The organism is Streptomyces sp. NPDC031049, assembly GCF_055571015.1.
In genome coordinates, this window is the sequence record NZ_JBVIGC010000005.1 from 332,685 (window position 1) to 355,336 (window position 22,652).

The following is a 22,652-nucleotide window of genomic DNA, read 5'->3' on the forward strand; positions in this document are numbered from 1 at the left end:
TCGCCGTACCGGGCCGGTACATGTCCACGCACGCCATTCATATGCGTGGACACGCTAAGAGCAGCGTGGTGGTGCGTCAAGTGTCCTGCACGGGCGGGCCATCCGCACGTTCACCGGGGACCGGTGCGCTTGACCGGCCGACGGAGGGCGGCATAGCGTGAGGTCGTTCAGAAATGTGGACACAGATCAAGATACGGAACAGGGAGAGCCTGTGACGCCAGCCCCGTCAGCCCCTCTCGCCGCCCGGCTCACCAGCCCCAGCGGGCCGCTGTTCTTCCCCGTCACGGCCTACGGCCCCGGCGGCGGGATCGACCTCGACGTCTACCGCACCCATGTGCGCCGCGGGGTGGACGCGGGCGCCGCCGCCGTGTTCGCGTGCTGCGGCACGGGCGAGTTCCACGCGCTCGCGCCCGAGGAGTTCCAGGCGTGCGTGCGCGCGGCCGTCACCGAGACGGCCGGCCGGGTGCCCGTCGTCGCGGGCACCGGATACGGCACCGCGCTCGCCGTCCGCTACGCCGGCCTCGCCGCCGAGGCCGGGGCGGACGGGCTGCTCGCCCTGCCGCCGTACCTGGTCGTCGCCGGCCAGGAGGGACTGCTGCGGCACTACCGGCAGATCGCCGCCGCGACCCCCCTGCCGGTGATCGTCTACCAGCGGGACAACGCCGTGTTCACCCCGGAGACGGTGGTGGAACTCGCCCGCACCGACGGAATCGCCGGCCTGAAGGACGGGCTCGGCGACCTCGACCTGCTCCAGCGGATCGTCAGCGCCGTCCGCACCGGGGCACCCGGCGACTTCCTGTACTTCAACGGGCTGCCGACCGCCGAGCAGACCCAGCTCGCCTACCGCGCCCTCGGCGTCCCGCTCTACTCGTCCGCCGCGTTCTGCTTCGCCCCCGAGGTCGCCCTCGCCTTCCACCGCGCGCTGCGCGACGGTGACGACACCACCGTCCGCCGGCTGCTGGACGGCTTCTACCGGCCGTTCGTGGAACTGCGCGCCCAGGGCCGCGGCTACGCCGTCTCCCTGGTCAAGGCCGGCGTGCGGCTGCGGGGACTGGACGTCGGCGAGGTGCGCCCCCCGCTGCACGAACCGGCGGAGGACCACGTCAAGCAGCTGGCGCAGATCATCGAGCGCGGCCACGCCCTGATCGAGGAGGCCGCGTGAAGGCGTCGGCGTTCGTCTACCCCTGGGACGTCAACGGGGACCCGGAGGCGGCCGGGCGCATCGCCGCCACCGGCGTGCGGCAGGCGACGCTCGCCGCCGCCTACCACTCCACCCGGGCGCTCACCCCCCGCCACCCGCGCCACCGCGTCGTCACCGCGGAGTACGCGGCCGTCCTCTACCCGCCCGGCGCCCGCTGGGAGGGCCGGGAACCGCGCCCGTACCCGGCGGGTGACTGGGCGCCCGGCGACGCCTGGGCCGAGGCCGCCGCCGCGCTCGCCGACGCCGGCCTGGAGGTGCACACCTGGGTCGTGCTCGCGCACAACTCCCGCCTGGGTGCCGACCACCCCCGCACCTCGGTCGTCAACGCCTACGGCGACCGCTACCCCTGGGCGCCCTGCATCGCGCAGCCCGCCACGCGCGCGTACCTGGTCGACCTGGCCGCCGAGGCGGCGGTGCGACCCGGGGCGCACGGCACCGAACTGGAGTCCCTCGGCTGGTACGGACTCGCCCACCTGCACGCCCACGACAAGACCGGCGGCGTCGGATTCGGGGACGCCGGGCAGTACCTGATGTCCCTGTGCTTCTGCCCGGACTGCCGCGCGGGCTACGGCGGGCGCGGCGTGGACGCCGAGGAGCTGGCCGCCGGCGTCCGGCAGGCGCTGGAGCCGGTGTGGCGCGGGGCCCCGTCCGACGGGGGCTGGGCGGGCGTGGCGAAGCTCCTCGGCGAGACCTGGGCCGAGGCCACGCGCGCGTGGCGCGACGACACCGCCCGCACGCTCCAGGAGGAAGCCGTCGCCGCGGTCCGCGCCGCCGCGCCGGACGGCTTCCAGGTGCTGCTGCACGCCGACCCGGTGTCCTATCACTGCGGCGCCAACGCCGGTGTCGACCCGGCGCACGTCCTCTCCGTCGCGGACGGCGTCGTCGTGCCCTGCACCGGTGGCGCCGGGCTGCTCACCCCGTTCGCCGAGCAGGGCCGGGCGGGCGCCGTCCTCGCCGCCAACCTCACGATCGTCTCCGGTATGGGCGGCAGCCCCGGCACCCTCGCCGCCGACGCGGCACGCGCGCGCGACCTGGGGGCGACGGAGCTGCGGCTGTATCACGCCGGCCTGGCGTCGGACGGCGACCTGGAGGCGGTGCGGTCGGCGCTCGCCGGGGGCTGAGCCGCCGGTCCGGCGGCCGTGAGAGCGGCCGTCACCAGCAGGGCCAGGCCCGTGGCGGGGAGCAGCACCGGCAGGGCGACCGTCTCCACCAGCGCGGCACCGGCGGCCAGGCCCAGCACGTTCGGTGCGAACACCAGCGTGTGGGCCGTGGCCGTGACCCGGCCGAGGAGCGGCCCCGGCGCCTCCTGCTGGACGGCGGTCAGCGCGGCGATCAGCACCGCGGGGAGCCCCGCACCGATCGCCGCGCAGGCCGCCAGTGCCACGGCCTCCGACGGCACCGCCCGCACCGCCACCGCCACGCCCAGCAGAGCGATCCCGCACGCCGCGAACCGCCGGCCGCCCAGCCGGCGCAGCCCCGGCCCCGCCAGCAGCCCGACCGCCACCGAGCCGGCGCCCTGGACGGCGTACAGCACACCGGCGTAGGCGGGGGAGCGGCCGAGGGCGTCGACGACGGCGTAGGCCGCGGCCCCGTTGACGCCCGCGCAGAGCATCGTCACGCCGCCCGCGAGGACGAGCGGGCGCAGCCGGGGGTGGCCCCACAGGTACCGGGCGCCCTCGGCGGTGCGCGCCCGCCAGTGCGCCGTGGGGCGCTCCGGGCGGTCCTCCCGCACCCGCAGCGCCGCGTACAGTCCCGTGGCCAGCACGAAGGTGGCCGCGTCGAGCAGGGCCACGGCCGCGCCGCCGTACGCCGCGTACAGGCCGGCGCCCGCCAGCGGAGCCAGCAGCTTCATGCCCTCGTTGGCCGTCGTGCGCAGCCCGTTGAAGTCGCCGAGCAGCGCCGGGCCCACGGCGCCGGCGACGAGCGCCGACTCGGCCGCGTCGTGGACGACGCCGGCGAGGCCGTACACGAACAGCACCGCGAACAGCACCCACACGGTGTCCGCGGAGTCGACGGCGAGCAGGGTGGGCAACAGGCCCGCCATCAGCAGGTTCAGGGCGATCATCAGCGGTCTGCGGCGCACCCGGTCGGCGAGCGTGCCCAGCGCCGGTCCGGCCAGGGCCGGCGCCCACAGGGCGAGCATGCACAGCGCGGCGAGGCCGTCCGAGCCGGTGAGGTCCTTCACCCACACGCCCGCCGCCAGCCACAGCGCCGACGTGCCGAAGCCGGAGACCACCACCCCGGCGAGATACAGGCCCGCGTCGCGGTCGCGCAGGACGCGGGCCGGCGTCCATGTCGTCGTCATACCCGGTCATCGTGGTCCTGAGGGGGGTGCCGGGGGATCGGGAAGGTGCCCTAGGAACCGGGCCGTCCCCCGATGACTTCTCCGGCCGCCCTCGGTCTACCTCCCAGGAGGCCGGCGCAGCCCCCGGCCCGCCTCCCGGGAGGGCCGGGTCGCCGCCCGGTTCGGCGGCGGCGATGCCTCCCCGACCGATCCGCCCGACGAGGAGCAGTGATGACCACCGACCAGACCACCGGCACCCTCGACCTCGGACCGCAGGCGCGCGTCGTCGCCCGTCTCGCGGACCGCGTCACCGACGACCGGCTCACCGACCCCACGCCCTGCCCCGGCATGGCCGTGCGCAACCTGCTCGGCCACCTGACCGGCCTGGCCGTCGCCTTCCGCGACGCCGGGCGCAAGGAGCTGGGCGCCACCACCGACACCGACCCGGAGACGGCCGTGCCCGACATCGGGCCCCGATGGCGTGAGGAGCTGCCCGAGGCCCTCGCCGGGCTCGCCGAGGCGTGGCGTGACCCGGCTGCCTGGTCCGGCATGACCCGGGCCGGCGGGATCGACCTGCCCGGCGAGGTCGCCGGGGTCGTCGCGGCCGACGAACTGGTGATCCACGGCTGGGACCTGGCCCGCGCCACGGGTCAGGACTACACCCCCGACCCGGCCGCCCTCGAGGCGGCGTACGGGCTCCTCCTCGCGTCGGCCGCGGAACCGGAGCGGGACGGCGGCATGTTCGGCCCCGTCGTCCCCGTGCCCGACGACGCGCCCCTGCTGGACCGGGCGGTGGGGCTGAGCGGACGGGTCCCCGGCTGGACCCGGTGACTCCGGGCCCGCCGAGCCGCACGGCAGAAAGCCCTTTCAACTTCCTTTGTCAGAACCATTGACGAACCGTCGCGCCGCTCCTACGTTCATCGCGTCGTACTCCGTACGTCATATATGAGACGCGATACGCGATATCCGAGAGGCGCGCATGACCTCTGTGCCCACGCCGATCCCCTCCCGCACGCAGTACGTGCTGGAGGAGATCAAACGCCGCATCCTCACCGGTCAGCTGACGCCCGGTCAGGCTCTGGTCGAGACCGAACTCGCCGCGCAGTTCGGGGTCTCCAAGACCCCGGTGCGCGAGGCGCTCAAGACCCTGGCCGGAACCGGACTGGTCGTGATGAGCCAGTACAAGGGCGCCACGGTGCGCATGGTGGACGCGGACATGGCGCGCGAGGTCTACGACGTCCGGCTGCTCCTGGAGCCCGAGGCGCTGCGGCGCGCGGTGCGCCGCGGCGCCGCCCTGGACGCCGCCCGCGCCGCCCTGACCCGGGCCGAGGACGCCACCGACGCCGCCGAACGGTCCCTGGCCAACCGCGAGTTCCACCGCGCCCTGTACCTGCCGTGCGGCAACCCGCTGCTCGGCCGGATGCTCGACGAGGTCCGCGACCAGGCGGCCCTCGTCTCCGCCGTCGCCTGGGCCGCCGACCCCTCCTGGCAGCGGGAGGCGCACGAGCACCAGGAGATCCTGCGCCTCGCCCTCGCCGGTGACGCGGACGGCGCCGCACGCGCCCTCCACGCCCACATCGCGTCGTTCGTCGAGCGGGCCTTCCCCGAAGCGGACACCGCGGCCGGGGGAGCCGAGGAAGAGGACGGTCAGGCATGACAACGACGTTCGAGTCCCAGCGGGCGGCCCTGGCCGACGTGGTGGCCATCCCGGTGACCCCGTTCGCCGAGGACGGCTCCGTCGACCCCGCCACCTACCGGACCCTGCTGCGCCGCCTGCTCGACGGGGGCGTCACCACCCTCACCCCGAACGGCAACACCGGCGAGTTCTACGCCCTCACCCCGGCCGAGCGCCGCCTCGTCACCGAACTCACCGTCGCCGAGGCCGGGGACCGGGCGGCCGTCCTGGTCGGTGTCGGCCACGACGTGCCGACCGCCGTCGCCTCCGCACGGCATGCCCGGGAGCTGGGCGCGCAGATGGTGATGGTCCACCAGCCCGTCCACCCCTACGTCTCCCAGGAGGGCTGGGTCGACTACCACCGTGCGATCGCCGAGGCCGTCCCCGAGCTGGGCGTCGTGCCCTACCTGCGCAACCCGCGGCTGGCCGGCGCCCGCCTCGCCGAACTCGCCGACGCCTGCCCCAACGTGATCGGGGTGAAGTACGCCGTCCCGGACGCCGCGCGGTTCGCCGCCTTCGCCCGCGACGCCGGCCTGGACCGCTTCGTCTGGGTGGCCGGGCTCGCCGAGCCGTACGCCCCGTCGTACTTCTCGGCCGGCGCCACCGGCTTCACATCCGGCCTGGTCAACGTCGCCCCGGCCGTCTCGCTGAACATGATCGAGGCGCTGCGCTCCGGCGACTACCCGGCCGCCATGAAGGTCTGGGAGCAGATCCGCCGCTTCGAGGAGCTGCGCGCCGAGGACGGCTCCGCGAACAACGTCACCGTCGTCAAGGAGGCCCTGGCCGCGCTCGGGCTGTGCCGCCGGGAGGTCCGCCCGCCGAGCAAGCCGCTGCCCGAGGACGCGCGCGCCGAGGTCGCCGCCATCGCCGCGGGGTGGTCCATATGACCGAGCAGGGAAGGCGCCCCGAGGAGCTGCGCAGCCACCAGTGGTACGGCGCCGGCCTCACGGCGGGCCTGCGCTCCTTCAGCCACCGCGCCCGCACCCGCCAGCTCGGCTATCTGCCCGAGGAGCACCTCGGCAAGCCGGTCGTCGCGATCCTGAACACCTGGTCCGACATCAACCCCTGCCACGTCCACCTCCGCGACCGGGCCCAGGCCGTCAAGCGGGGCGTGTGGCAGGCGGGCGGCTTCCCGCTGGAGTTCCCGGTCTCCACGCTCAGCGAGACCTTCCAGAAGCCGACCCCCATGCTCTACCGCAACATGCTCGCCATGGAGACCGAGGAGCTGCTGCGCTCCTACCCGGTCGACGGCGCCGTGCTGATGGGCGGCTGCGACAAGTCCACGCCCGCCCTGCTGATGGGTGCCGCCTCCGCCGATCTGCCCACCGTGTTCGTGCCCGCCGGGCCCATGCTGCCGGGCCACTGGCGCGGCGAGACCCTCGGCTCCGGCACCGACATGTGGAAGTACTGGGACGACCGGCGGGCCGGCCTGATCGGGGACTGCGAGATGCAGGAGCTGGAGAGCGGCCTGGCCCGCTCGCCCGGCCACTGCATGACGATGGGCACCGCCTCCACCCTGACCGCCGCCGCCGAGGCGCTCGGCGTCACGGTGCCGGGCGCCTCCTCGATCCCGGCGGTCGACTCCGGGCACGACCGGATGGCCGCGAGGGCCGGCATGGCGATCGTCGACCTGATCCGCCGCGACCGGAAGCTGAGCGACATCCTCACCGCCGACGCCTTCGAGGACGCGGTCACCACCGTCCTCGGCCTCGGCGGCTCCACCAACGCCGTCATCCACCTGATCGCCATGGCCGGCCGGGCGGGCGTGACGCTCACCCTGGACGACTTCGACCGCATCGCCCGCACGGTGCCGGTGCTGGCCAACGTGCGGCCGGGCGGACGGACGTACCTGATGGAGGATTTCCACTTCGCCGGCGGACTGCCCGGCTTCCTCTCCCGCATCCCCGACCTGCTCCACCTGGACCGGCCCACCGCCTGCCACGACACCCTGCGCGAGCAGATCGCCGGCGCCCTGGTGCACGACGACGACGTCATCCGGCCCCGCGACAACCCGGTCGCCGCCGAGGGCGGGGTCGCGGTGCTGCGCGGCAACCTCTGCCCGGACGGCGCGGTCATCAAGCACATCGCCGCCGAACCGCACCTGCTGAAGCACACCGGGCGCGCGGTCGTCTTCGACGACTACCGGACGATGCAGCGGACCATCGACGACCCGTCCCTGGGCATCACCGCCGACAGCGTGCTGGTCCTGCGCAACGCCGGCCCCAAGGGCGGCCCGGGGATGCCGGAGTACGGCATGCTGCCCATCCCCGACCACCTCCTCAAGCAGGGCGTGCGGGACATGGTGCGGATCTCCGACGCCCGGATGAGCGGCACCAGCTACGGCACCTGCGTACTGCACGTCGCCCCCGAGTCGTACGTCGGCGGCCCGCTCGCCCTGGTCCGCACCGGGGACAGCATCACCCTCGACGTCGCCGCCCGCTCCCTGCACCTGCACGTGGACGACGCCGAGCTGGAACGCCGCCGCGCCGCCTGGACGCCGCCGCCCGTGCCCTACGGACGCGGCTACGGCGCCCTGTACTTCGACCAGATCACCCAGGCCGACACCGGCTGCGACTTCGAGTTCCTCGCCCGGCCGGGCGCGGTCCCGGACCCCTACGCGGGCTGAGGCCCCCGTCCGCTGTCCCGCGCCCCACGACGCACGTGCAGAAAGCGCTTAACCCCGTACGAGCCGCACCGAGAACGCACGACGTACGAGACACGACGTACGAGAACGGAGAACAGTCATGGCCCCAGCCGCAGCCGTGGCGAAACCGCCCGCGCCCGACCGGCCGCGCCGTGCCTCCGCCACCCCGCGCAGGCTGCCGTATCTGCTGATCGCGCCGGCGGGCCTGCTGATGCTGGGCTTCATCGCCTACCCGGTCATCAGCGTCTTCTACTACAGCCTCCAGGACTACAACCCCACCAAGCCGTGGCGGAACGGATTCGCGGGCCTGGACAACTTCGTCCGCATCTTCACCGAGGACGACCTGTTCTGGGACACGCTGGTCTTCAGCGCCAAGTGGGTCTTCGTCGAGGTGGGCCTGCAACTGCTGTTCGGGCTCGCCCTGGCCCTGATCGTCAACCAGACCTTCGTGGGCCGGGGGCTGGGCCGCGCCCTGGTCTTCTCCCCGTGGGCCGTCTCCGGCGTGCTGACCTCGGCGATCTGGGTGCTGCTCTACAACTCCCAGACCGGCATCACCCGCTACCTCGCCGACCTCGGCATCGGCTCCTACGGCACCAGCTGGCTGTCGGACCCCTCGACGGTGTTCCCGGCGGCGATCGTCGCCGACCTGTGGCGCGGCGTACCCTTCTTCGCGATCCTCATCCTGGCCGACCTCCAGTCCGTCTCCAAGGACCTGTACGAGGCCGCCGAGGTCGACGGGGCCAGCCGCCTCAAGCAGTTCTGGCACATCACGCTGCCCCACCTGAAGGACGCCATCATCCTGTCCACGCTGCTGCGCGCGGTGTGGGAGTTCAACAACGTCGACCTGCTGTACACCCTGACCGGCGGCGGCCCCGCGGGCGAGACCACCACGCTGCCGCTCTACGTCGCCCACACCAGCGTCGACGCCCACGACTTCGGCTACGCGTCCGCACTGACCACGGTCGCGTTCGTGATCCTGCTCTTCTGCTCGATCGTCTACCTGCGGCTGAGCAAGTTCGGAGGCGAGTCCAAGTGATCACCAAGGAGGCCACCAAGGCCGCCCCCGCCCCCGCCGCCGTGCCCGCCACGCCCGGCCCGCCGCCGTCGGCGAAGAAGCGCCCCGCCTGGGACGAGGTCCCCCGCTGGCAGATCTATCTGCCGCTCGGGATCTACCTGGTCTTCACCCTCATCCCCTTCTACTGGATCCTGCTCTTCTCCCTGCGCCCGTCCGGCTCCACCTCGCTGGTGCCGTGGCCGATGACCTTCGACCACTTCGAGAAGGTCTGGACGGAGCGGAGCTTCGGCACCTACTTCGGCAACAGCGTGCTCGTCGGCCTCGCCACCCTGGTGATGACCACGATCGTCGCCCTGGCCGGCGGCTACGCGCTCGCCCGGTTCGACTTCAGGATCAAGCGGGCGTTCATGCTGGCCCTGCTGTGCTCCCAGTTCGTGCCGGGCGCGCTGCTGCTGGTGCCGCTGTTCGAGATCTTCGCCGAACTCCAGCTGATCAACTCGCTGGGCAGCGTCATCCTCGCCGAGACCGTCTTCCAGCTGCCGCTGTCCATGATCCTGATCAGCAACTTCATCAAGAACGTGCCCTACTCCCTGGAGGAGGCCGCCTGGGTCGACGGCTGCGGCCGGTTCCGGGCCTTCCGGATCGTGGTCCTGCCGCTGCTGCGGCCCGGCCTGATCGCCGTCGGCTCCTTCGCCTTCGTGCACTCCTGGAACCACTTCCTGTTCGCCCTGATGTTCCTCAACAACCAGAGCAAGCAGACCATCCCGGTCGGTCTCAACAGCCTGATGAGCGCCGACAGCGTCGACCTCGGCGCGCTGGCCGCCGGCGGCATCATCGCGGCCGTCCCCGTGGTGATCGTCTTCGCCTTCATCCAGAAGTGGCTGATCACGGGCTTCAGCGCGGGGGCGGTCAAGGGATGACCGGCGCGAGGACCCACAGGAAGGAGACCCCGGCCGCCATGAGCGCACCCCTGCCCGTCGTCCTCGCGGGCGCCCGCGGCCACGGCCGCTGGCACCTCGCCAACATCAGCGGGCTCCAGGACCGGGGCCTGGTCCGGCTGGCCGGCATCTGCGAACTCACCCCGCTGACCGAGGAGGAGTACGGCGGCCCCCTCCCGGAGCAGTCCGCCGACTTCGACGCCCTGCTGGACGCCACCGGCGCCCGGATCGCCGTGGTGTGCACACCGATCCCGACCCACACCGACCTGGCGCTCACCGCCGCCCGCCGGGGCGTGCACCTGCTGCTGGAGAAGCCCCCCGCACCGTCCTACGCCGAGTTCCGGCGGATGGCCGACGGGGTCGCCGAGGCCGGCGTCGCCTGCCAGATCGGCTTCCAGTCGCTGGGCTCGCACGCCGTGCCGGCGATCCGCGCACTGGTCGCCGAGGGCGCGATCGGCGAGGTCGTCGGGATCGGCGGGGCCGGAGCCTGGGTGCGCGACGAGGCCTACTTCCGCCGGGCGCCGTGGGCGGGCCGGCGGCGGCTGGACGGCGCCGACGTGGTCGACGGGGCGCTCACCAACCCCCTCGCCCACGCCGTCGCCACCGCGCTCGCCCTCGGCGGCAGCACCCGCGCCGAGGACGTCACCGGCATCGAGACCGAGCTGTGCCACGCCAACGACATCGAGGCCGACGACACCTCCTGCGTCCGCGTCGCCACCGCCCAGGGGCACCGGGTCACCGTCGCCGCGACCCTGTGCGCCGAGCGGCCCGCCGAACCGTACGTCCTGGTGCACGGCACCAGCGGCCGGATCACCTTCTGGTACAAGCAGGACCGCGTCCTGCTCCAGCGCGCCGGCCACGGCCCCGAGGAGTACGACCACGGCCGCACCGACCTGCTGGAGAACCTGGTCGCCCACCTCACCGCCGGCGAGGCGCTGCTCGTCCCGCCCGAGGAGACCGGCGCCTTCATGACCGTCGTGGAGGCGATCCGGCGGGCCCCCGATCCCGAGCCGCTGCCCGCCGCGGCCTGGCACCGGATCGACGCCGAGAACCGGCGCGTGGTGCCCGGCGTCGACGGCCTCGTCGCTGCCGCCGCCGACACCCTGTCCCTCTACTCCGAGCTGGGCGCCCCCTGGGCCCCGGCACCCGCCGCCCGGCGGGAGGTGAGCACCCGATGACCACCACCGACTCCCCGGTGCTGCGCGTGGCGGGCCGCCCCGTCGCCCGCTGCGTCACCCGTCCCGAACTGCCCGCCCGGCTCTCCCCGCGCCCCTACCTGCACCCCGTCACCACCCTGGGCGGCACGGCGGTCACCGAGCTGAGCCCGGCCGACCACGCACACCACCTCGGCGTCGGTGTCGCCGTTCCCGACGTCGAGGGGCACAACTTCTGGGGCGGACGCACCTTCGTCCGCGACCGGGGGCCGACCGAGCTGGACAACCACGGCGCCCAGCGGCACACCGCGTTCGCGCTGCGCGACCCGGACGGCTTCGTCGAGGAACTGCGCTGGGTCGCCGCCGGCACCGAACTGCTGCGCGAGCGCCGCACGGTCGCCGCCACCGGGCTCACCGGCACCGCCTGGGCCCTGGACCTCACCTTCTCCCTCACCAACATCACCGCCGGCCCGCTCACCATCGGCAGTCCCGCCACCAACGGGCGGCCCGGCGCGGCCTACGGCGGCTTCTTCTGGCGGGCCCGCAAGGAGGAGGCGGCCCCGCAGGTCTTCACCGCGGACGGCACCGGCGAGGCGGAGGTCCACGGCCGGGGCGCCGACTGGCTGGCGCTGGTGGGCTCCACCTGGTCGCTGGTGTTCACCGGCGCCACCGAACGGACCCGGCGGGACCCGTGGTTCGTCCGTGCCGAGGAGTACCCGGGCGTCGGTTCCTCCCTCGCCCACGACACGCGGCTGACGGTCGCGCCCGGCGACACCCTCGTCCGCCGGATCGTCACGGTCGTCGCCGACGGCCTCCTGGACCGGGACGGCGCCGCCGCCCTCGCACGCAAGGCGGTGAGCCCGTGAGCACCGGCACCTACCGCAACCCCGTCCTGAACGCCGACTGGTCCGACCCGGACGTCGTCCGCGTCGGCGACGACTTCTACCTGACCGCCTCCAGCTTCGGGCGCGTCCCGGGCCTGCCGCTGCTGCACTCCCGCGACCTGGTCGACTGGACCCTGATCGGGCACGCCCTCCAGCGGCTCGAACCGGCCGAGGCCTTCGCCGTGCCCCGGCACGACTGCGGGGTGTGGGCGCCGTCCCTGCGCCACCACGACGGCCGCTTCTGGATCTTCTGGGGCGACCCCGACCACGGCATCCACCAGGTCAACGCCCCCGATGTGCGGGGCCCCTGGAGCCGCCCGCACCTGCTCAAGGCGGGCAAGGGCCTGATCGACCCCTGCCCCCTGTGGGACGAGGAGACCGGCGAGGCCTACCTGGTGCACGCCTGGGCGAAGTCCCGCTCCGGCGTCAAGAACCGCCTCACCGGCCACCGCATGCACCCCGACGGCACCGCGCTCCTCGACGAGGGCACGGTGATCGTCGACGCCGACCGCATCCCCGGCTGGTTCACCCTGGAGGGCCCCAAGCTCTACCGGCACGACGGCTGGTTCTGGATCCTCGCCCCCGCCGGCGGCGTGGAGACCGGCTGGCAGGGCGCCTTCCGCGCCCGCGACTTCTTCGGGCCCTACGAGGAGAGGGTCGTCCTGGAGCAGAAGGACACCGCCGTCAACGGACCGCACCAGGGCGGCTGGGTGCGCACGGCGTCCGGCGAGGACTGGTTCCTGCACTTCCAGCACCGCGGGCCCTACGGCCGCGTCGTCCACCTCCAGCCCATGACCTGGGACGCCGACGGCTGGCCGGTGCTGGGCGACGACGGCGCGCCCGTGACCGAGCACCGCCGTCCCGCCCTGCCGCCCCAGCCGCCCGCCGCGCCCGCCACCGACGACGACTTCCCCGGCGGACGGTTCGGCCGCCAGTGGCAGTGGACCGCCAACCCCGGCGACGGCTGGGCCGTCCGGCACTCCGGCGACGGACTGCGCCTGGCCTGCGTCCGCTCCGCCGACGCCCACGACCTGCGCCGGGTGCCGAACGTCCTCACCCAGCGGCTGCCCGGCGAGCCGTCGGCCGTCGAGGTGGAACTGCGCCTGGACGCCGAGGAGCCCGGCGCGCGGGCCGGGCTCGCCGTCCTCGGGGACGCCTACCGCTGGATCGGGCTCCAGCGCGGCACGGACGGGACCGTGCACCTGGTGCACCGGTTCGCGGAGACGGTGGCGGAGCGCGAACGGGACGCCGGCCACCCGGTGCCCGCGCCCGGCGGACGGGTCCGGCTGCGGGTCGAGCTGGGGAGCGGGGCGCGCTGCCGCTTCTTCTACGACCTCGGTGACGGGCCGCGCCCGACCGGCCAGGTCTTCGCCGCCACCCCCTGGCGCTGGGTCGGCGCCCTGCTCGGGCTGTTCGCACTGGCGCCGGACGGCGCGGGCGGCGCCGGGACGGCCGGCTTCACCCGCTTCCGGATCACCACCCTCTGACCACCGACCCCCGTACGCCCGTGGGGAGCTTGGGAGCCGCAATGACGCACTTCCGCAGCAAGCGTCTGCCGGGATCCGGCAGAACCCTGGCCGCCGTCCTCGGCCTGGCCGTCGCCCTGGCCCTCGGCACGGTCGGGGAGGCACAGGCCGCCCCGGCCGCCGAGCGGTCCGCCGGGCAGGGGCACCGCCTCGCCGGCCGGCCGCACGGCTTCGCCTCGCTGGCCGGCGGCACCACCGGCGGCGCGGGCGGCCGGGTCGTCACCGTCACCGACCAGGCCTCGCTGGAGAGGTACGCGGCGGCCGAGGAGCCGTACGTCATCCGGGTGGCCGGCTCGATCGCCGTCCAGCCCTTCGGGTCCGAGATCGTGGTGGGCTCCGACAAGACGATCATCGGCGTCGGCGGCACCGGCGAGATCGTCCACGGCGGGCTGCACCTGAAGCCCGGCACGCACAACGTGATCATCCGCAATCTGACGATCCGCGACAGCTACGTCGAGGGCGACCGGGACGGCAAGACCAACGACTTCGACGCGATCCAGATGGACTCCGCGCACCACGTCTGGATCGACCACAACCACTTCACGCGCATGGGCGACGGTCTGCTCGACATCCGCAAGAACAGCCGCTACATCACCGTCTCCTACAACCGGTTCACCGACCACAACAAGGCGCTGGGCATCGGCTGGACGGACGACGTCGAGACCGAGATCACGATCGACCACAACTGGTTCGCCGGCACCAAGCAGCGCAACCCCTCCGCGGACAACTGCGCCCGCGCCCACCTGTACAACAACCTCCTCTCGGCGCAGCCGGCCGACGGCGACCCCGTGTGGACCTACGGCAACTGGGCGCGCGGCGAGACCGAGATGGTCATCGAGAACAGCTATTACGACGGGGTCCAGCACCCCTACCAGGCGGACGCCACCGCCGAACTGGTGCAGCGCGGTTCGGTCCTGAAGGACACGACCGGCCGCCACGACACCTGGGGCACCGCTTTCGACCCGCGGGACTTCTACGACTACCGGCTCGACCCGGCGGCGGCCGTGCCGGCGCTGGTCGACCGCTTCTCCGGGCCGCAGCAGCGCCTCGGACTCCACTGACCCCCCCCACGCGAGCAGCACTCCACCCGTTCCACCGGATCCAGAAGAAGAGAGCCGACCAATGAAGATCAGCATGCGTACCAGAAGGACAGGCGGGCGCCGGACACCGGCCGTCGTCGCCCTGGGGGCCGTGCTCGCGCTGACCGCCACCGCCTGCGGTGACGACGGCAGCGGGGCGGGCGGCGCGGGCGCCGAGGGCAGCGGCACGGGCAAGATCGTCTTCTGGGACAACAACGGCGGTGTCCGCACCGAGATCTGGAAGGAGATCATCGCCGACTTCGAGAAGGCCAACCCGGACATCGACGTCGAGTACGTCGGGATCGCCGCCACCGAGTACCAGTCCAAGGTGGACACCGCCATCCAGGCCGGCGGGCTCCCCGACGTCGGCGGTGTGGGCGCCGCGATGCTGGCCGGGTTCTCCGCGCAGGGCGCGCTGGAGCCGCTGGACGACCGGCTCGCCGGGTCCTCCCTGAACGGCAAGCTCAACAAGGACATGCTCGAGTCCCTGAAGGCCGCGGGCGGCGGCGACGGCACCCTGTACTCGGTGCCGACCTCCGCCAACAACGGTGTCCTGTACTACCGCACCGACCTGTTCGAGAAGGCCGGGCTGGACGCGCCGACGAGCTGGGACACGTTCTACGAGGCCGCCGAGAAGCTCACGAACGCCTCGAAGAACGAGTTCGGCTACACCATCCGCGGCGGTTCGGGCTCCATCGCGCAGGCCCTCGACGCGATGTACGGGCAGTCCGGCATCACCTCCTTCTGGGGCGCCGACGGCAAGAAGACCACCGTCAACGACCCGAAGAACGTCGAGGCACTGGAGAAGTACGCCGGTCTGTACAAGAAGGTCACTCCCGCGGCCGACGTGAACAACGACTTCACCAAGATGGTCGCGCAGTGGGACACCGGCACGATCGGGATGCTCAACCACAACCTGGGTTCCTACCAGGACCACGTGAAGGCGCTCGGCACGGACAAGTTCCGCGGCATACCGCAGCCGGTGGGCCCCGGCGGCAAGCGGGTCCAGGTGTCCAACCCGGTCGACGGACTGGGCATGTTCAAGAGCTCCAAGAACAAGGAGGCGGCCTGGAAGTTCATCGAGTTCGCCACCTCGCACGAGTCCAACTCGAAGTTCAACGAGTCGGCGGGGCAGGTGCCGTCGAACCTGGACGCCGCGAAGGACGACTGGATCGCCGAGGCGGAGCCGACGAAGCTGGCGGCGGACGCGCTGAGCGACGGGTCGACCACGATCGTGCAGCTGCCGTACTACCTGCCGGACTGGAACACCCTGTCCAAGTCGGAGAGCGAGCCGGCGTTCCAGAAGGTGCTGCTCGGGGACATGACCGCGAAGGCGTTCCTCGACGACCTGGCCGAGAAGCTGAACGAGGCGCAGGCCGAGTGGACGGAGCAGATGGGCTAGCCGTGCTCCGGTTCCGCCACGGGGCGGTCCGTGGTCCGCGGACCGTCGGCCGCCCCGGGCCGGTCCTCGTCCGTCCCCAGTCGAAAGGCAGATCGGCGTGACACTCACGCGCAGACAGGTCGCTTCGGCCGCCGTGGCCTCCGTCCCCCTGGCCCTCGCGGCGAACGGCACCGCCCGGGCCGCCGGCCGGCGCACCCGCACCCTCTACCTCGCCGGTGACTCCACCGCCGCCCAGAAGTACGCCGACGCCGCTCCCGAGACCGGGTGGGGCATGGCGTTGCCGTTCTTCCTCCGCAAGGACCTCCCGGTCGCCAACCACGCGGTGAACGGGCGGAGTTCGAAGAGCTTCGTCGACGAAGGACGGCTGGAGGCGATCCTGCGGGAGATCCGGGCCGGCGACCTCCTGATCGTCCAGTTCGCACACAACGACGAGAAGAAGAACGACCCCAGCCGCTACACCGAGCCCTGGACGACGTACCAGGAGCACCTGCGGCTGTACGTCGGGGGAGCCCGGGCCCGGGGCGCCCGGCCGGTGCTCGCCACGCCCGTCGAGCGGCGGCGGTTCGACGCCGGCGGGCAGGCCCTGCCGAGCCACGGGGAGTACCCGGCGGCGATGCGGGCGCTCGCCGCCGAGGAGGGCGTCGCGCTGCTGGACGTGCAGGCCCTGTCCCTCGCGCTGTGGCAGCGGCTCGGCCCGGAGGAGACGAAGGCTTACTTCAACTGGACCGGCACCGAGCAGGACAACACGCACTTCAACCCGCCGGGCGCGATCGAGGTGGCCCGGCTGGTCGCGCGTGAGCTGCTGCGGACGCGGGTGCTGGCGCACCGGGACGTGCGCCGGCTGGACGAGGAGATCCCCGGGTCCTGGATCGGCTGGCCCGCCCCGGGTGCAGCGTCACCCGCGTAACCACCCCACTCGACCTCGCAGAAGGAGAGCCGCACCATGAACAGACCAGTCTGGCATGGGCATGCCATGAAGAGAACGGCCGCCCTGGCCGGCTGCACCGCCCTCGTGCTGTCCCTCACCGGTACCGCCGCCCAGGCCCGCGACCGGCACGGCGACCCCGCCCGGCAGACCCTGCCGGCCGGTGACGGCTGGGCCTCGGCCGGCGCCGGCACCACCGGCGGGGCCGGCGCCGACCGGGAGCACGTGTACACCGTCCGCACCTGGCCCGAGTTCCGGGCCGCCCTCGCCGCCGGGGGCGGCGCGCCCAGGATCATCAAGGTCAAGGGCATGATCGACGCCGTCGCCGACGGCTGCGACGCCTTCGCCGTGCCCGGGTACGACTTCGACGCCTACCTGGAGAAGTACTCCCCGGAGAACTGGGGCCGGGAGACCGACCTGAGCGCCGAGCCCGACGACAGCCCCGAGGGGCTGCGCCGCGCCTCCGCCGCGCGGCAGGACGCGGCCATCAAGGTGAACGTGCCCTCCGACACCACCATCATCGGCGTCGGCCGGGGCGCCGGGCTGAAGGGCGCCAGCCTCCAGATCAAGGGCGTGGACAACGTCATCGTCCGCAACCTGACCTTCGAGAGCCCGGTGGACTGCTTCCCGCAGTGGGACCCGACGGACGGCAGCAAGGGCAACTGGAACTCCGAGTACGACAGCGCCGTGGTGTACGGCTCCACGCACGTCTGGCTCGACCACAACACCTTCACCGACGGCGCCCACCCGGACAGCGCCGCGCCCACCTACTTCGGCATGCTGTACCAGCAGCACGACGGGCAACTGGACATCGTGCGCGGAGCCGACCACGTCACCGCCTCGTGGAACGTCTTCACCGAGCACGACAAGACGATCCTGATCGGCAACAGCGACAGCGAGTCCGCCGCCGCCACCGACCGCGGGCGCCTGAAGGTGACCTTCCACCACAACCTGTTCAAGAACCTCGTCGAACGCGCCCCCCGGGTCCGCTTCGGCCAGGTCGACGTCTACAACAACCACTTCGTGGCCGGCGAGAAGTACTCCTACAGCTTCGGCATCGGCAAGGAGTCCCGGCTCGTCGCCGAGCACAACGCCTTCACGCTGCCCCGGGGGACCAGCCCCGCCAAGGTCCTCAAGCGGTGGAACGACTCGCCGCTCACCGCCGCCCACAACCGGGTCGACGGCCGCGCCGTCGATCTGATCGCCGCGCACAACGCGGAGAACCCGGACACGCCCCTGGCCTCCGGCGCGGGCTGGACGCCCACCCTGCGCACCGCCGTCCACCCGGCCCGGGCCGTCCCGCTGATCGTCGCCCACGGCGCGGGCGCCGGCCGGCTGCGCTGACGCGGCCCTCGAACCGGGCCGGGGCGCCCGCACCGCCCCGGCCCACCCCGCACCCGCGCACCCGCGCACCCGCGCACCCGCGCACCCGCACCCTGCACCCCGCACCCCTCCCCAAGGAGCACCCGCATGCACCGACCCGACCTCACCCGCCGGGGACTCCTCCTGGCGACCGCCGGCGCGGGCGCCGCCCTGGCCCTCACCGCGCCCGCCGCGGCCGCCGGCACCGGCCCGCGCCCGTTCGGCCCCCACGGCTCACCGGCCGCCCGCCGCACCCCGAAGACCCTCTACGTGGACCCGCACGGCCGCGGCGACTTCACCTCCGTCCAGGCCGCCGTCACCGCCGCCGGCAGCGGCTGGACGCTGGTGATCGCGCCGGGCACCTACCGGGAGACGGTCGCCGTCGACACCGGCCGCACGGACATGACCTGGATCGGCGCCGGCGAGGACCCGCGGGACGTCGTCGTCGTGTACGACAACGCGGCCGGCACCCCGAAACCGGGCGGCGGCACCTACGGCACCAGCGGCTCGGCCACCACCACGGTGCGCGCCGACGGCTTCACCGCCCACCGGATCACCTTCGCCAACGACTGGCTGCGCGCCGACCACCCCGGCGTCAGCGGCACCCAGGCCGTCGCGATCAAGGTCATGGGCGACCGCTCCGCCTTCCACCACTGCCGCTTCCTCGGCCACCAGGACACCCTGTACGCCGACAGCCGCGACCGCGGCCTCTTCGCCCGCCAGTACTACGCCCACTGCTACGTCGAGGGCGACGTCGACTTCGTCTTCGGCCGGGCCACGGCCGTCTACGAGCACTGCCACTTCCGCACCCTGACCCGCACCGACCTGTCCGGGCCCCCGTACGGCTTCGTGTTCGCGCCGTCCACCGCCGGCGACAACCCGCGCGGCTACCTCGTCGTCCGGAGCCGCGTCACCAGCGAGGCCCCCGACGGCCACTACAAGCTGGCCCGCCCCTGGGTGCCCAGCTCCGACACCACCGCCCGCCCCATGCTCACCGTGCGCGAGACCCACCTGAGCCGGGGCATCGACGCCGTCGCGCCGTACGCGAACATGCGCGACGCGCACCCGTGGCAGGAGCAGCGCTTCCGGGAGTACCGCAACACCGGGCCCGGCGCCGCCGTCACCGTCCCGGACAACCGCCCCCAGCTGACCCGAGCCGAGGCCGCCGCGCACACCAGGGAGGCCCACCTCGGCGACTGGCGGCCGTATGACCGCCGGTGAGCTGCCCGCGTTCCACCAGGCGCTCAAGGACGAGCTGACCTTCCCACTGGCCTGGGGCACCGCCCCGGTCCGTGACTTCGCCGCCTGGCGGCGGGCGGCCCGCGCCAAGGTCGAGGAACTGCTGCTCGTCGACCGGCAGGACGCCACACCGTACGCGCCCGAGTTCGGCGCCCGCGCGGAGGGGGACGGCTACACCCGGGAGCTGGTGACCGTCTCCCTCACCCGGTACGCGCGGGTCCGCGGCGCCCTGCTCACCCCGCACGGCGCCGGGCCCTTCCCGGCGGTGCTGCTCCTGCACGACCACGGCTCCCGCTTCGACATCGGCAAGGAGAAGCTGGTCCGCCCCTGGTACGACCGCGCCCGGCTGGCCGCCGCCGAGGAGTGGGCGGCGCGCCACTACGGCGGGCGCTTCCTCGGCGACGAACTCGCCCGGCGCGGCCATGCCGTGCTCTGCCTCGACGCCCTCGGCTGGGGCGACCGGGGGCCGCTCGCCTACGCGGACCAGCAGGCCCTGGCGAGCACCCTCTTCCACCTGGGCGTCTCCCTCGCCGGACTGCTGGCCCGCGAGGACGAGCGGGCCGCCGCCTTCCTCGCCGGCCTGGACCGGGTGGACGCCCGGCGGGTCACCGCCCTCGGCTTCTCCCTGGGCGGCTACCGGGCCTGGCAGACCGCCGCCCTCAGCGACCACGTCGCCGCCGCGGCGAGCGTGTGCTGGATGACGGGCCTGAAGGAGCTGCTGGTGCCCGGCAACAACGTGCTGCGCGGGCAGTCGGCGTTCCACATGCTGCACCCCGGGCTCTCCCGCCACCTCGACCTCCCGGACGTGGCGGGCATCGCCGCGCCGCGGCCGATGCTGTTCCTCGGCGGTGACCGGGACCCGCTGTTCACCACCGCGGGCGTGGAAGCCGCCTACGCGAAGCTGCGCGCCGTCTGGCGCTCGGTGGGCGCCGGCGACCGGCTGCGCACGGAGCTGTGGCCGGACACCGGGCACGCGTTCACGGTGCCGATGCAGGAGTCGGTCCTCGGCTGGCTGGAGTCGCCCGGCGGCCGTGCGGAGCCGCCAGGGGAACGCCCTCGCCGGTCGTCACCGGCGGGGGCGTCCGACGGCCGGCCGAGTGGGGGCTCGGACGGCACGCACCGGGACGGGGGGCGGGCCGGCGGACCGGGGTGCCCGGGGCTCACTCGCAGGTGACGCGCCGCCTGTGCGCCGAGCAACCGCTGCAACTCGGCCATCCCCTTGGACGTCTGGCTCTTCACCGTGCCCACCGAGACCCCCAGGGCGAGCGCCGTGTCCTTCTCGGACAGGTCGAAGGCGTGCCGCAGCACCACACAGGCCCGCTTGCGGAACGGCAGCCGGCGCAGCGCCTCCTGCACGTCCACCACGCCCGCGACGTCCGGGTTCTCGGTCCGCTCCTCGCGCTGCGCCCAGAACAGGGCGATCCGTCTGCGCTCGCGCACGGTGGTGCGCACCCGGGTGCGGGCGAGGTTGGCGACGACCCCCCGCGCGTACGCCACCGGATGGTCCGCCGCGCGCACCCGGTCCCAGCGGTGCCACAGGGCGAGCAGGGCGTCCGCCGCGAGGTCGTCGGCCGTGTCCGGCTCGCCCGTCAGCAGCTGGGCGAGCCGGGCCAGTCCGGCGTAGTGGCGCTCGAAGAAGGCGTGGAACTCCGCGGAGGCGGCGTCGTCGACGACTGTGCCCACGGGCGGACTCTCCTCGCAGCGGACTCCCCGGCGTCGAACAGCTATGCGCCGGGCGGGAATCCGGACTGTAGCAGCGTCGGGTGCACTGATCGTGCGGTGTGCCGAACGCCGTATGGCCGGCCGACCCTTCGAACCCTTCGAGCCCTCCGGGACCGTGCGGCCCCGCCGGGGCGTCTACTCCTTGAGCGCCGCCTCCATCATCGCCTTGGCCACCGGCGCCGCCAGGCCGTTGCCGCTGACCTCGGAGCGGGCGGCGTCGGACTGCTCGATGATGACCGCCACGGCCACCTCCCGGTCCGACGAGTCCGACTTGGCGTACGAGGTGAACCAGGCGTACGGCGTCTTGCTGTTGTTCTCGCCGTGCTGCGCGGTGCCCGTCTTGCCGCCCACGGTGGCACCGGCGATCTGCGCGTTCGACCCCGTGCCGTCCTCGACGACCGTCCGCATCGCCGACTGGAGCTGCTCGGCGGTGGAGGAGCTGACGACCCGCTTCTCGTCCGGGTCGGAGTGGTCCTCCAGGACGTCGCCGCCGCTGTCCGTGATCTGCGAGACCATGTGCGGCGAGGCCAGCTTGCCGTCGTTGGCGATCGCCGCGGACACCATCGCCATCTGCAACGGGGTCGCCGTCACGTCGAACTGGCCGATGCCCGTCAGGGCCGTCGACGGCCGGTTCATGTCCTTCGGGTACACGCTGGTGTAGGCCCGCACCGGCACGTCCTGCGTCTCGTCGTTGAACCCGAACTCCTCGGCCATCGCCCGCACCTTGTCCTGGCCGAGGTCGACGGCCATCTTGGCGAAGACGTTGTTGCAGGAGTACTGGAGCGCGGTGCGGATCGTGGCGTTCTCGCAGGGGGCGTTCGGGTTCTCGTTGGGCAGGACCGTCACGGTGTCCGGCAGCGTGTACGGGTCCGGGCTGTCGGTCTTGACGTCCACCGAGTCGTACAGCCCGTCCTCCAGTGCCGCCGCGGCGACGACCAGCTTGAACGTGGAGCCCGGCGGCAGCGGCTGGCGCAGCGCGCGGTTGGTCAGCGGCTTGTCCTCGTCCTTGGTCAGCCGCTGCCAGGCCTCACCGGCGGTGGCGGCGTCCGTCAGCGACCCGGGGTCGTACGACGGGCTCGACACCACCCCGAGGATCCGGCCCGTCCTCGGGTCGATCGCGACGGCCGCGCCCTTGATGTCGCCCAGCGCCTCGAACCCGGCCTTCTGCACCGCCGGGTCGATGGTGGTGACGACGTTGCCCGGGTCGGCCCGCTGGTTGGTGAGGGTGTCCATCACGGTCCTCAGCCGCGGATCGGTGCCGTTGAGCACGTCCTGGTAGATGCCCTCCAGCTGGGTCGGTGCGTAGGCCTGCGAGGCGTAGCCCGTCACCGCCGCGTACAGCTCGCCGTTCTTGTACGTGCGCTTGTACGCCAGGTCACCCCCTTCCGTGCGCGCCGAGCCGGTCACCGACTCACCGGCCACAATGATGTTGCCCAGCGGCTCCGCGTACGTCTCTATCGCGTTGCGCCGGTTGTCCTTGTCGTCCGCCAGCGCCCGGCCCTCGTAGAACTGCACCCAGGTCGCCCTCACCAGGAGGGCGAACACCAGGAGCAGCGTGAAGACCGAGGCTCGCCTGATCGTCTTGTTCATCCCGATGACTGG

At 73.3% G+C, this 22,652-nt stretch carries 18 protein-coding genes and 2 pseudogenes; 17 read left to right on the top strand and 3 right to left on the bottom strand.

Annotated elements, in window-relative coordinates; genetic code table 11:
• Positions 1-211 precede the first annotated feature (211 nt).
• Positions 212-1,162, top strand: coding sequence for a 5-dehydro-4-deoxyglucarate dehydratase (locus tag ACZ45Q_RS11390; RefSeq protein ID WP_468258308.1), 951 nt, complete (start codon positions 212-214; stop codon positions 1,160-1,162).
• Positions 1,159-2,322: a hypothetical protein gene (locus tag ACZ45Q_RS11395; protein WP_468258311.1), complete on the top strand. Its 1,164-nt coding sequence runs from the start codon at positions 1,159-1,161 to the stop codon at positions 2,320-2,322. Before ACZ45Q_RS11390 ends, ACZ45Q_RS11395 begins: the two co-directional genes overlap by 4 nt.
• Here the strand turns inward: ACZ45Q_RS11395 and ACZ45Q_RS11400 are convergent.
• A complete protein-coding gene (locus ACZ45Q_RS11400) occupies positions 2,259-3,506 on the bottom strand; it encodes an MFS transporter (protein WP_468258313.1) in 1,248 nt (415 codons plus the stop codon). The genes ACZ45Q_RS11395 and ACZ45Q_RS11400 overlap by 64 nt on opposite strands.
• Before the next feature lie 210 nt (positions 3,507-3,716).
• Here ACZ45Q_RS11400 and ACZ45Q_RS11405 point away from each other — a divergent pair, with 210 nt between their 5' ends.
• From ACZ45Q_RS11405 to ACZ45Q_RS11475, 15 genes and pseudogenes are all read left to right on the top strand, one after another.
• Entirely contained in the window at positions 3,717-4,316 is a 600-nt protein-coding gene (locus ACZ45Q_RS11405) for a TIGR03086 family metal-binding protein (protein ID WP_468258316.1), read from the top strand.
• A gap of 148 nt (positions 4,317-4,464) precedes the next feature.
• On the top strand, positions 4,465-5,142 hold the full coding sequence (locus tag ACZ45Q_RS11410; protein WP_468258319.1) for a GntR family transcriptional regulator: 678 nt from the start codon (positions 4,465-4,467) through the stop codon (positions 5,140-5,142).
• The gene (locus ACZ45Q_RS11415; RefSeq protein ID WP_468258321.1) at positions 5,139-6,047 is read left to right on the top strand and encodes a dihydrodipicolinate synthase family protein; all 909 of its coding nucleotides are present in this window, start codon (positions 5,139-5,141) and stop codon (positions 6,045-6,047) included. Before ACZ45Q_RS11410 ends, ACZ45Q_RS11415 begins: the two co-directional genes overlap by 4 nt.
• Positions 6,044-7,786 carry an L-arabinonate dehydratase gene (araD, locus tag ACZ45Q_RS11420; protein WP_468258324.1) on the top strand — a complete coding sequence of 581 codons (1,743 nt, stop codon included), beginning with the start codon at positions 6,044-6,046 and terminating at the stop codon, positions 7,784-7,786. The genes ACZ45Q_RS11415 and araD overlap by 4 nt, the downstream gene beginning before the upstream one ends.
• 118 nt (positions 7,787-7,904) lie before the next feature.
• Positions 7,905-8,840 carry a carbohydrate ABC transporter permease gene (locus ACZ45Q_RS11425; protein ID WP_468258326.1) on the top strand — a complete coding sequence of 312 codons (936 nt, stop codon included), beginning with the start codon at positions 7,905-7,907 and terminating at the stop codon, positions 8,838-8,840.
• Positions 8,837-9,739 (top strand): carbohydrate ABC transporter permease, encoded by a 903-nt coding sequence (locus ACZ45Q_RS11430; protein WP_468258328.1) that lies wholly within the window; start codon positions 8,837-8,839, stop codon positions 9,737-9,739. Before ACZ45Q_RS11425 ends, ACZ45Q_RS11430 begins: the two co-directional genes overlap by 4 nt.
• Positions 9,740-9,777: 38 nt before the next feature.
• Positions 9,778-10,935 carry a Gfo/Idh/MocA family protein gene (locus ACZ45Q_RS11435; RefSeq protein WP_468258331.1) on the top strand — a complete coding sequence of 386 codons (1,158 nt, stop codon included), beginning with the start codon at positions 9,778-9,780 and terminating at the stop codon, positions 10,933-10,935.
• Positions 10,932-11,777 carry a DUF6807 domain-containing protein gene (locus ACZ45Q_RS11440; RefSeq protein WP_468258333.1) on the top strand — a complete coding sequence of 282 codons (846 nt, stop codon included), beginning with the start codon at positions 10,932-10,934 and terminating at the stop codon, positions 11,775-11,777. The genes ACZ45Q_RS11435 and ACZ45Q_RS11440 overlap by 4 nt, the downstream gene beginning before the upstream one ends.
• Positions 11,774-13,282: a glycoside hydrolase family 43 protein gene (locus ACZ45Q_RS11445; RefSeq protein WP_468258336.1), complete on the top strand. Its 1,509-nt coding sequence runs from the start codon at positions 11,774-11,776 to the stop codon at positions 13,280-13,282. The genes ACZ45Q_RS11440 and ACZ45Q_RS11445 overlap by 4 nt, the downstream gene beginning before the upstream one ends.
• Positions 13,283-13,323: 41 nt before the next feature.
• Positions 13,324-14,373, top strand: a pseudogene (locus ACZ45Q_RS11450) (pectate lyase family protein); the annotation flags it as partial.
• A 70-nt stretch (positions 14,374-14,443) separates the two neighbouring features.
• Positions 14,444-15,802 carry an ABC transporter substrate-binding protein gene (locus ACZ45Q_RS11455; RefSeq protein ID WP_468258338.1) on the top strand — a complete coding sequence of 453 codons (1,359 nt, stop codon included), beginning with the start codon at positions 14,444-14,446 and terminating at the stop codon, positions 15,800-15,802.
• A 97-nt stretch (positions 15,803-15,899) separates the two neighbouring features.
• Positions 15,900-16,709, top strand: coding sequence for a rhamnogalacturonan acetylesterase (locus ACZ45Q_RS11460; RefSeq protein ID WP_468258341.1), 810 nt, complete (start codon positions 15,900-15,902; stop codon positions 16,707-16,709).
• 36 nt (positions 16,710-16,745) lie between these two features.
• Complete coding sequence (locus ACZ45Q_RS11465) at positions 16,746-18,071, top strand: pectate lyase family protein (RefSeq protein WP_468258344.1); 1,326 nt, start codon at positions 16,746-16,748, stop codon at positions 18,069-18,071.
• Between the two features lie 126 nt (positions 18,072-18,197).
• The gene (locus ACZ45Q_RS11470) at positions 18,198-19,310 is read left to right on the top strand and encodes a pectinesterase family protein (RefSeq protein WP_468258347.1); all 1,113 of its coding nucleotides are present in this window, start codon (positions 18,198-18,200) and stop codon (positions 19,308-19,310) included.
• Entirely contained in the window at positions 19,297-20,502 is a 1,206-nt protein-coding gene (locus ACZ45Q_RS11475; protein WP_468258349.1) for a dienelactone hydrolase family protein, read from the top strand. The genes ACZ45Q_RS11470 and ACZ45Q_RS11475 overlap by 14 nt, the downstream gene beginning before the upstream one ends.
• A 2-nt stretch (positions 20,503-20,504) precedes the next feature.
• Here the strand turns inward: ACZ45Q_RS11475 and ACZ45Q_RS11480 are convergent.
• A pseudogene (locus tag ACZ45Q_RS11480) lies at positions 20,505-21,011 on the bottom strand (SigE family RNA polymerase sigma factor); the annotation flags it as partial.
• Positions 21,012-21,185: 174 nt separating this feature from the next.
• Positions 21,186-22,640 carry a peptidoglycan D,D-transpeptidase FtsI family protein gene (locus ACZ45Q_RS11485; RefSeq protein WP_468258352.1) on the bottom strand — a complete coding sequence of 485 codons (1,455 nt, stop codon included), beginning with the start codon at positions 22,638-22,640 and terminating at the stop codon, positions 21,186-21,188.
• Positions 22,641-22,652: the final 12 nt, after the last annotated feature.

Bases quoted from the DNA above. Each gene is read 5' to 3' on its own strand.
- ACZ45Q_RS11400 (WP_468258313.1), bottom strand. From the start codon at position 3,506: ATGACGACGACATGGACGCCGGCCCGCGTCCTGCGCGACCGCGACGCG.
- ACZ45Q_RS11405 (WP_468258316.1), top strand. From the start codon at position 3,717: ATGACCACCGACCAGACCACCGGCACCCTCGACCTCGGACCGCAGGCG.
- ACZ45Q_RS11410 (WP_468258319.1), top strand. From the start codon at position 4,465: ATGACCTCTGTGCCCACGCCGATCCCCTCCCGCACGCAGTACGTGCTG.
- ACZ45Q_RS11415 (WP_468258321.1), top strand. From the start codon at position 5,139: ATGACAACGACGTTCGAGTCCCAGCGGGCGGCCCTGGCCGACGTGGTG.
- araD (WP_468258324.1), top strand. From the start codon at position 6,044: ATGACCGAGCAGGGAAGGCGCCCCGAGGAGCTGCGCAGCCACCAGTGG.
- ACZ45Q_RS11425 (WP_468258326.1), top strand. From the start codon at position 7,905: ATGGCCCCAGCCGCAGCCGTGGCGAAACCGCCCGCGCCCGACCGGCCG.
- ACZ45Q_RS11435 (WP_468258331.1), top strand. From the start codon at position 9,778: ATGAGCGCACCCCTGCCCGTCGTCCTCGCGGGCGCCCGCGGCCACGGC.
- ACZ45Q_RS11440 (WP_468258333.1), top strand. From the start codon at position 10,932: ATGACCACCACCGACTCCCCGGTGCTGCGCGTGGCGGGCCGCCCCGTC.
- ACZ45Q_RS11455 (WP_468258338.1), top strand. From the start codon at position 14,444: ATGAAGATCAGCATGCGTACCAGAAGGACAGGCGGGCGCCGGACACCG.
- ACZ45Q_RS11465 (WP_468258344.1), top strand. From the start codon at position 16,746: ATGAACAGACCAGTCTGGCATGGGCATGCCATGAAGAGAACGGCCGCC.
- ACZ45Q_RS11470 (WP_468258347.1), top strand. From the start codon at position 18,198: ATGCACCGACCCGACCTCACCCGCCGGGGACTCCTCCTGGCGACCGCC.
- ACZ45Q_RS11475 (WP_468258349.1), top strand. From the start codon at position 19,297: ATGACCGCCGGTGAGCTGCCCGCGTTCCACCAGGCGCTCAAGGACGAG.
- ACZ45Q_RS11485 (WP_468258352.1), bottom strand. From the start codon at position 22,640: ATGAACAAGACGATCAGGCGAGCCTCGGTCTTCACGCTGCTCCTGGTG.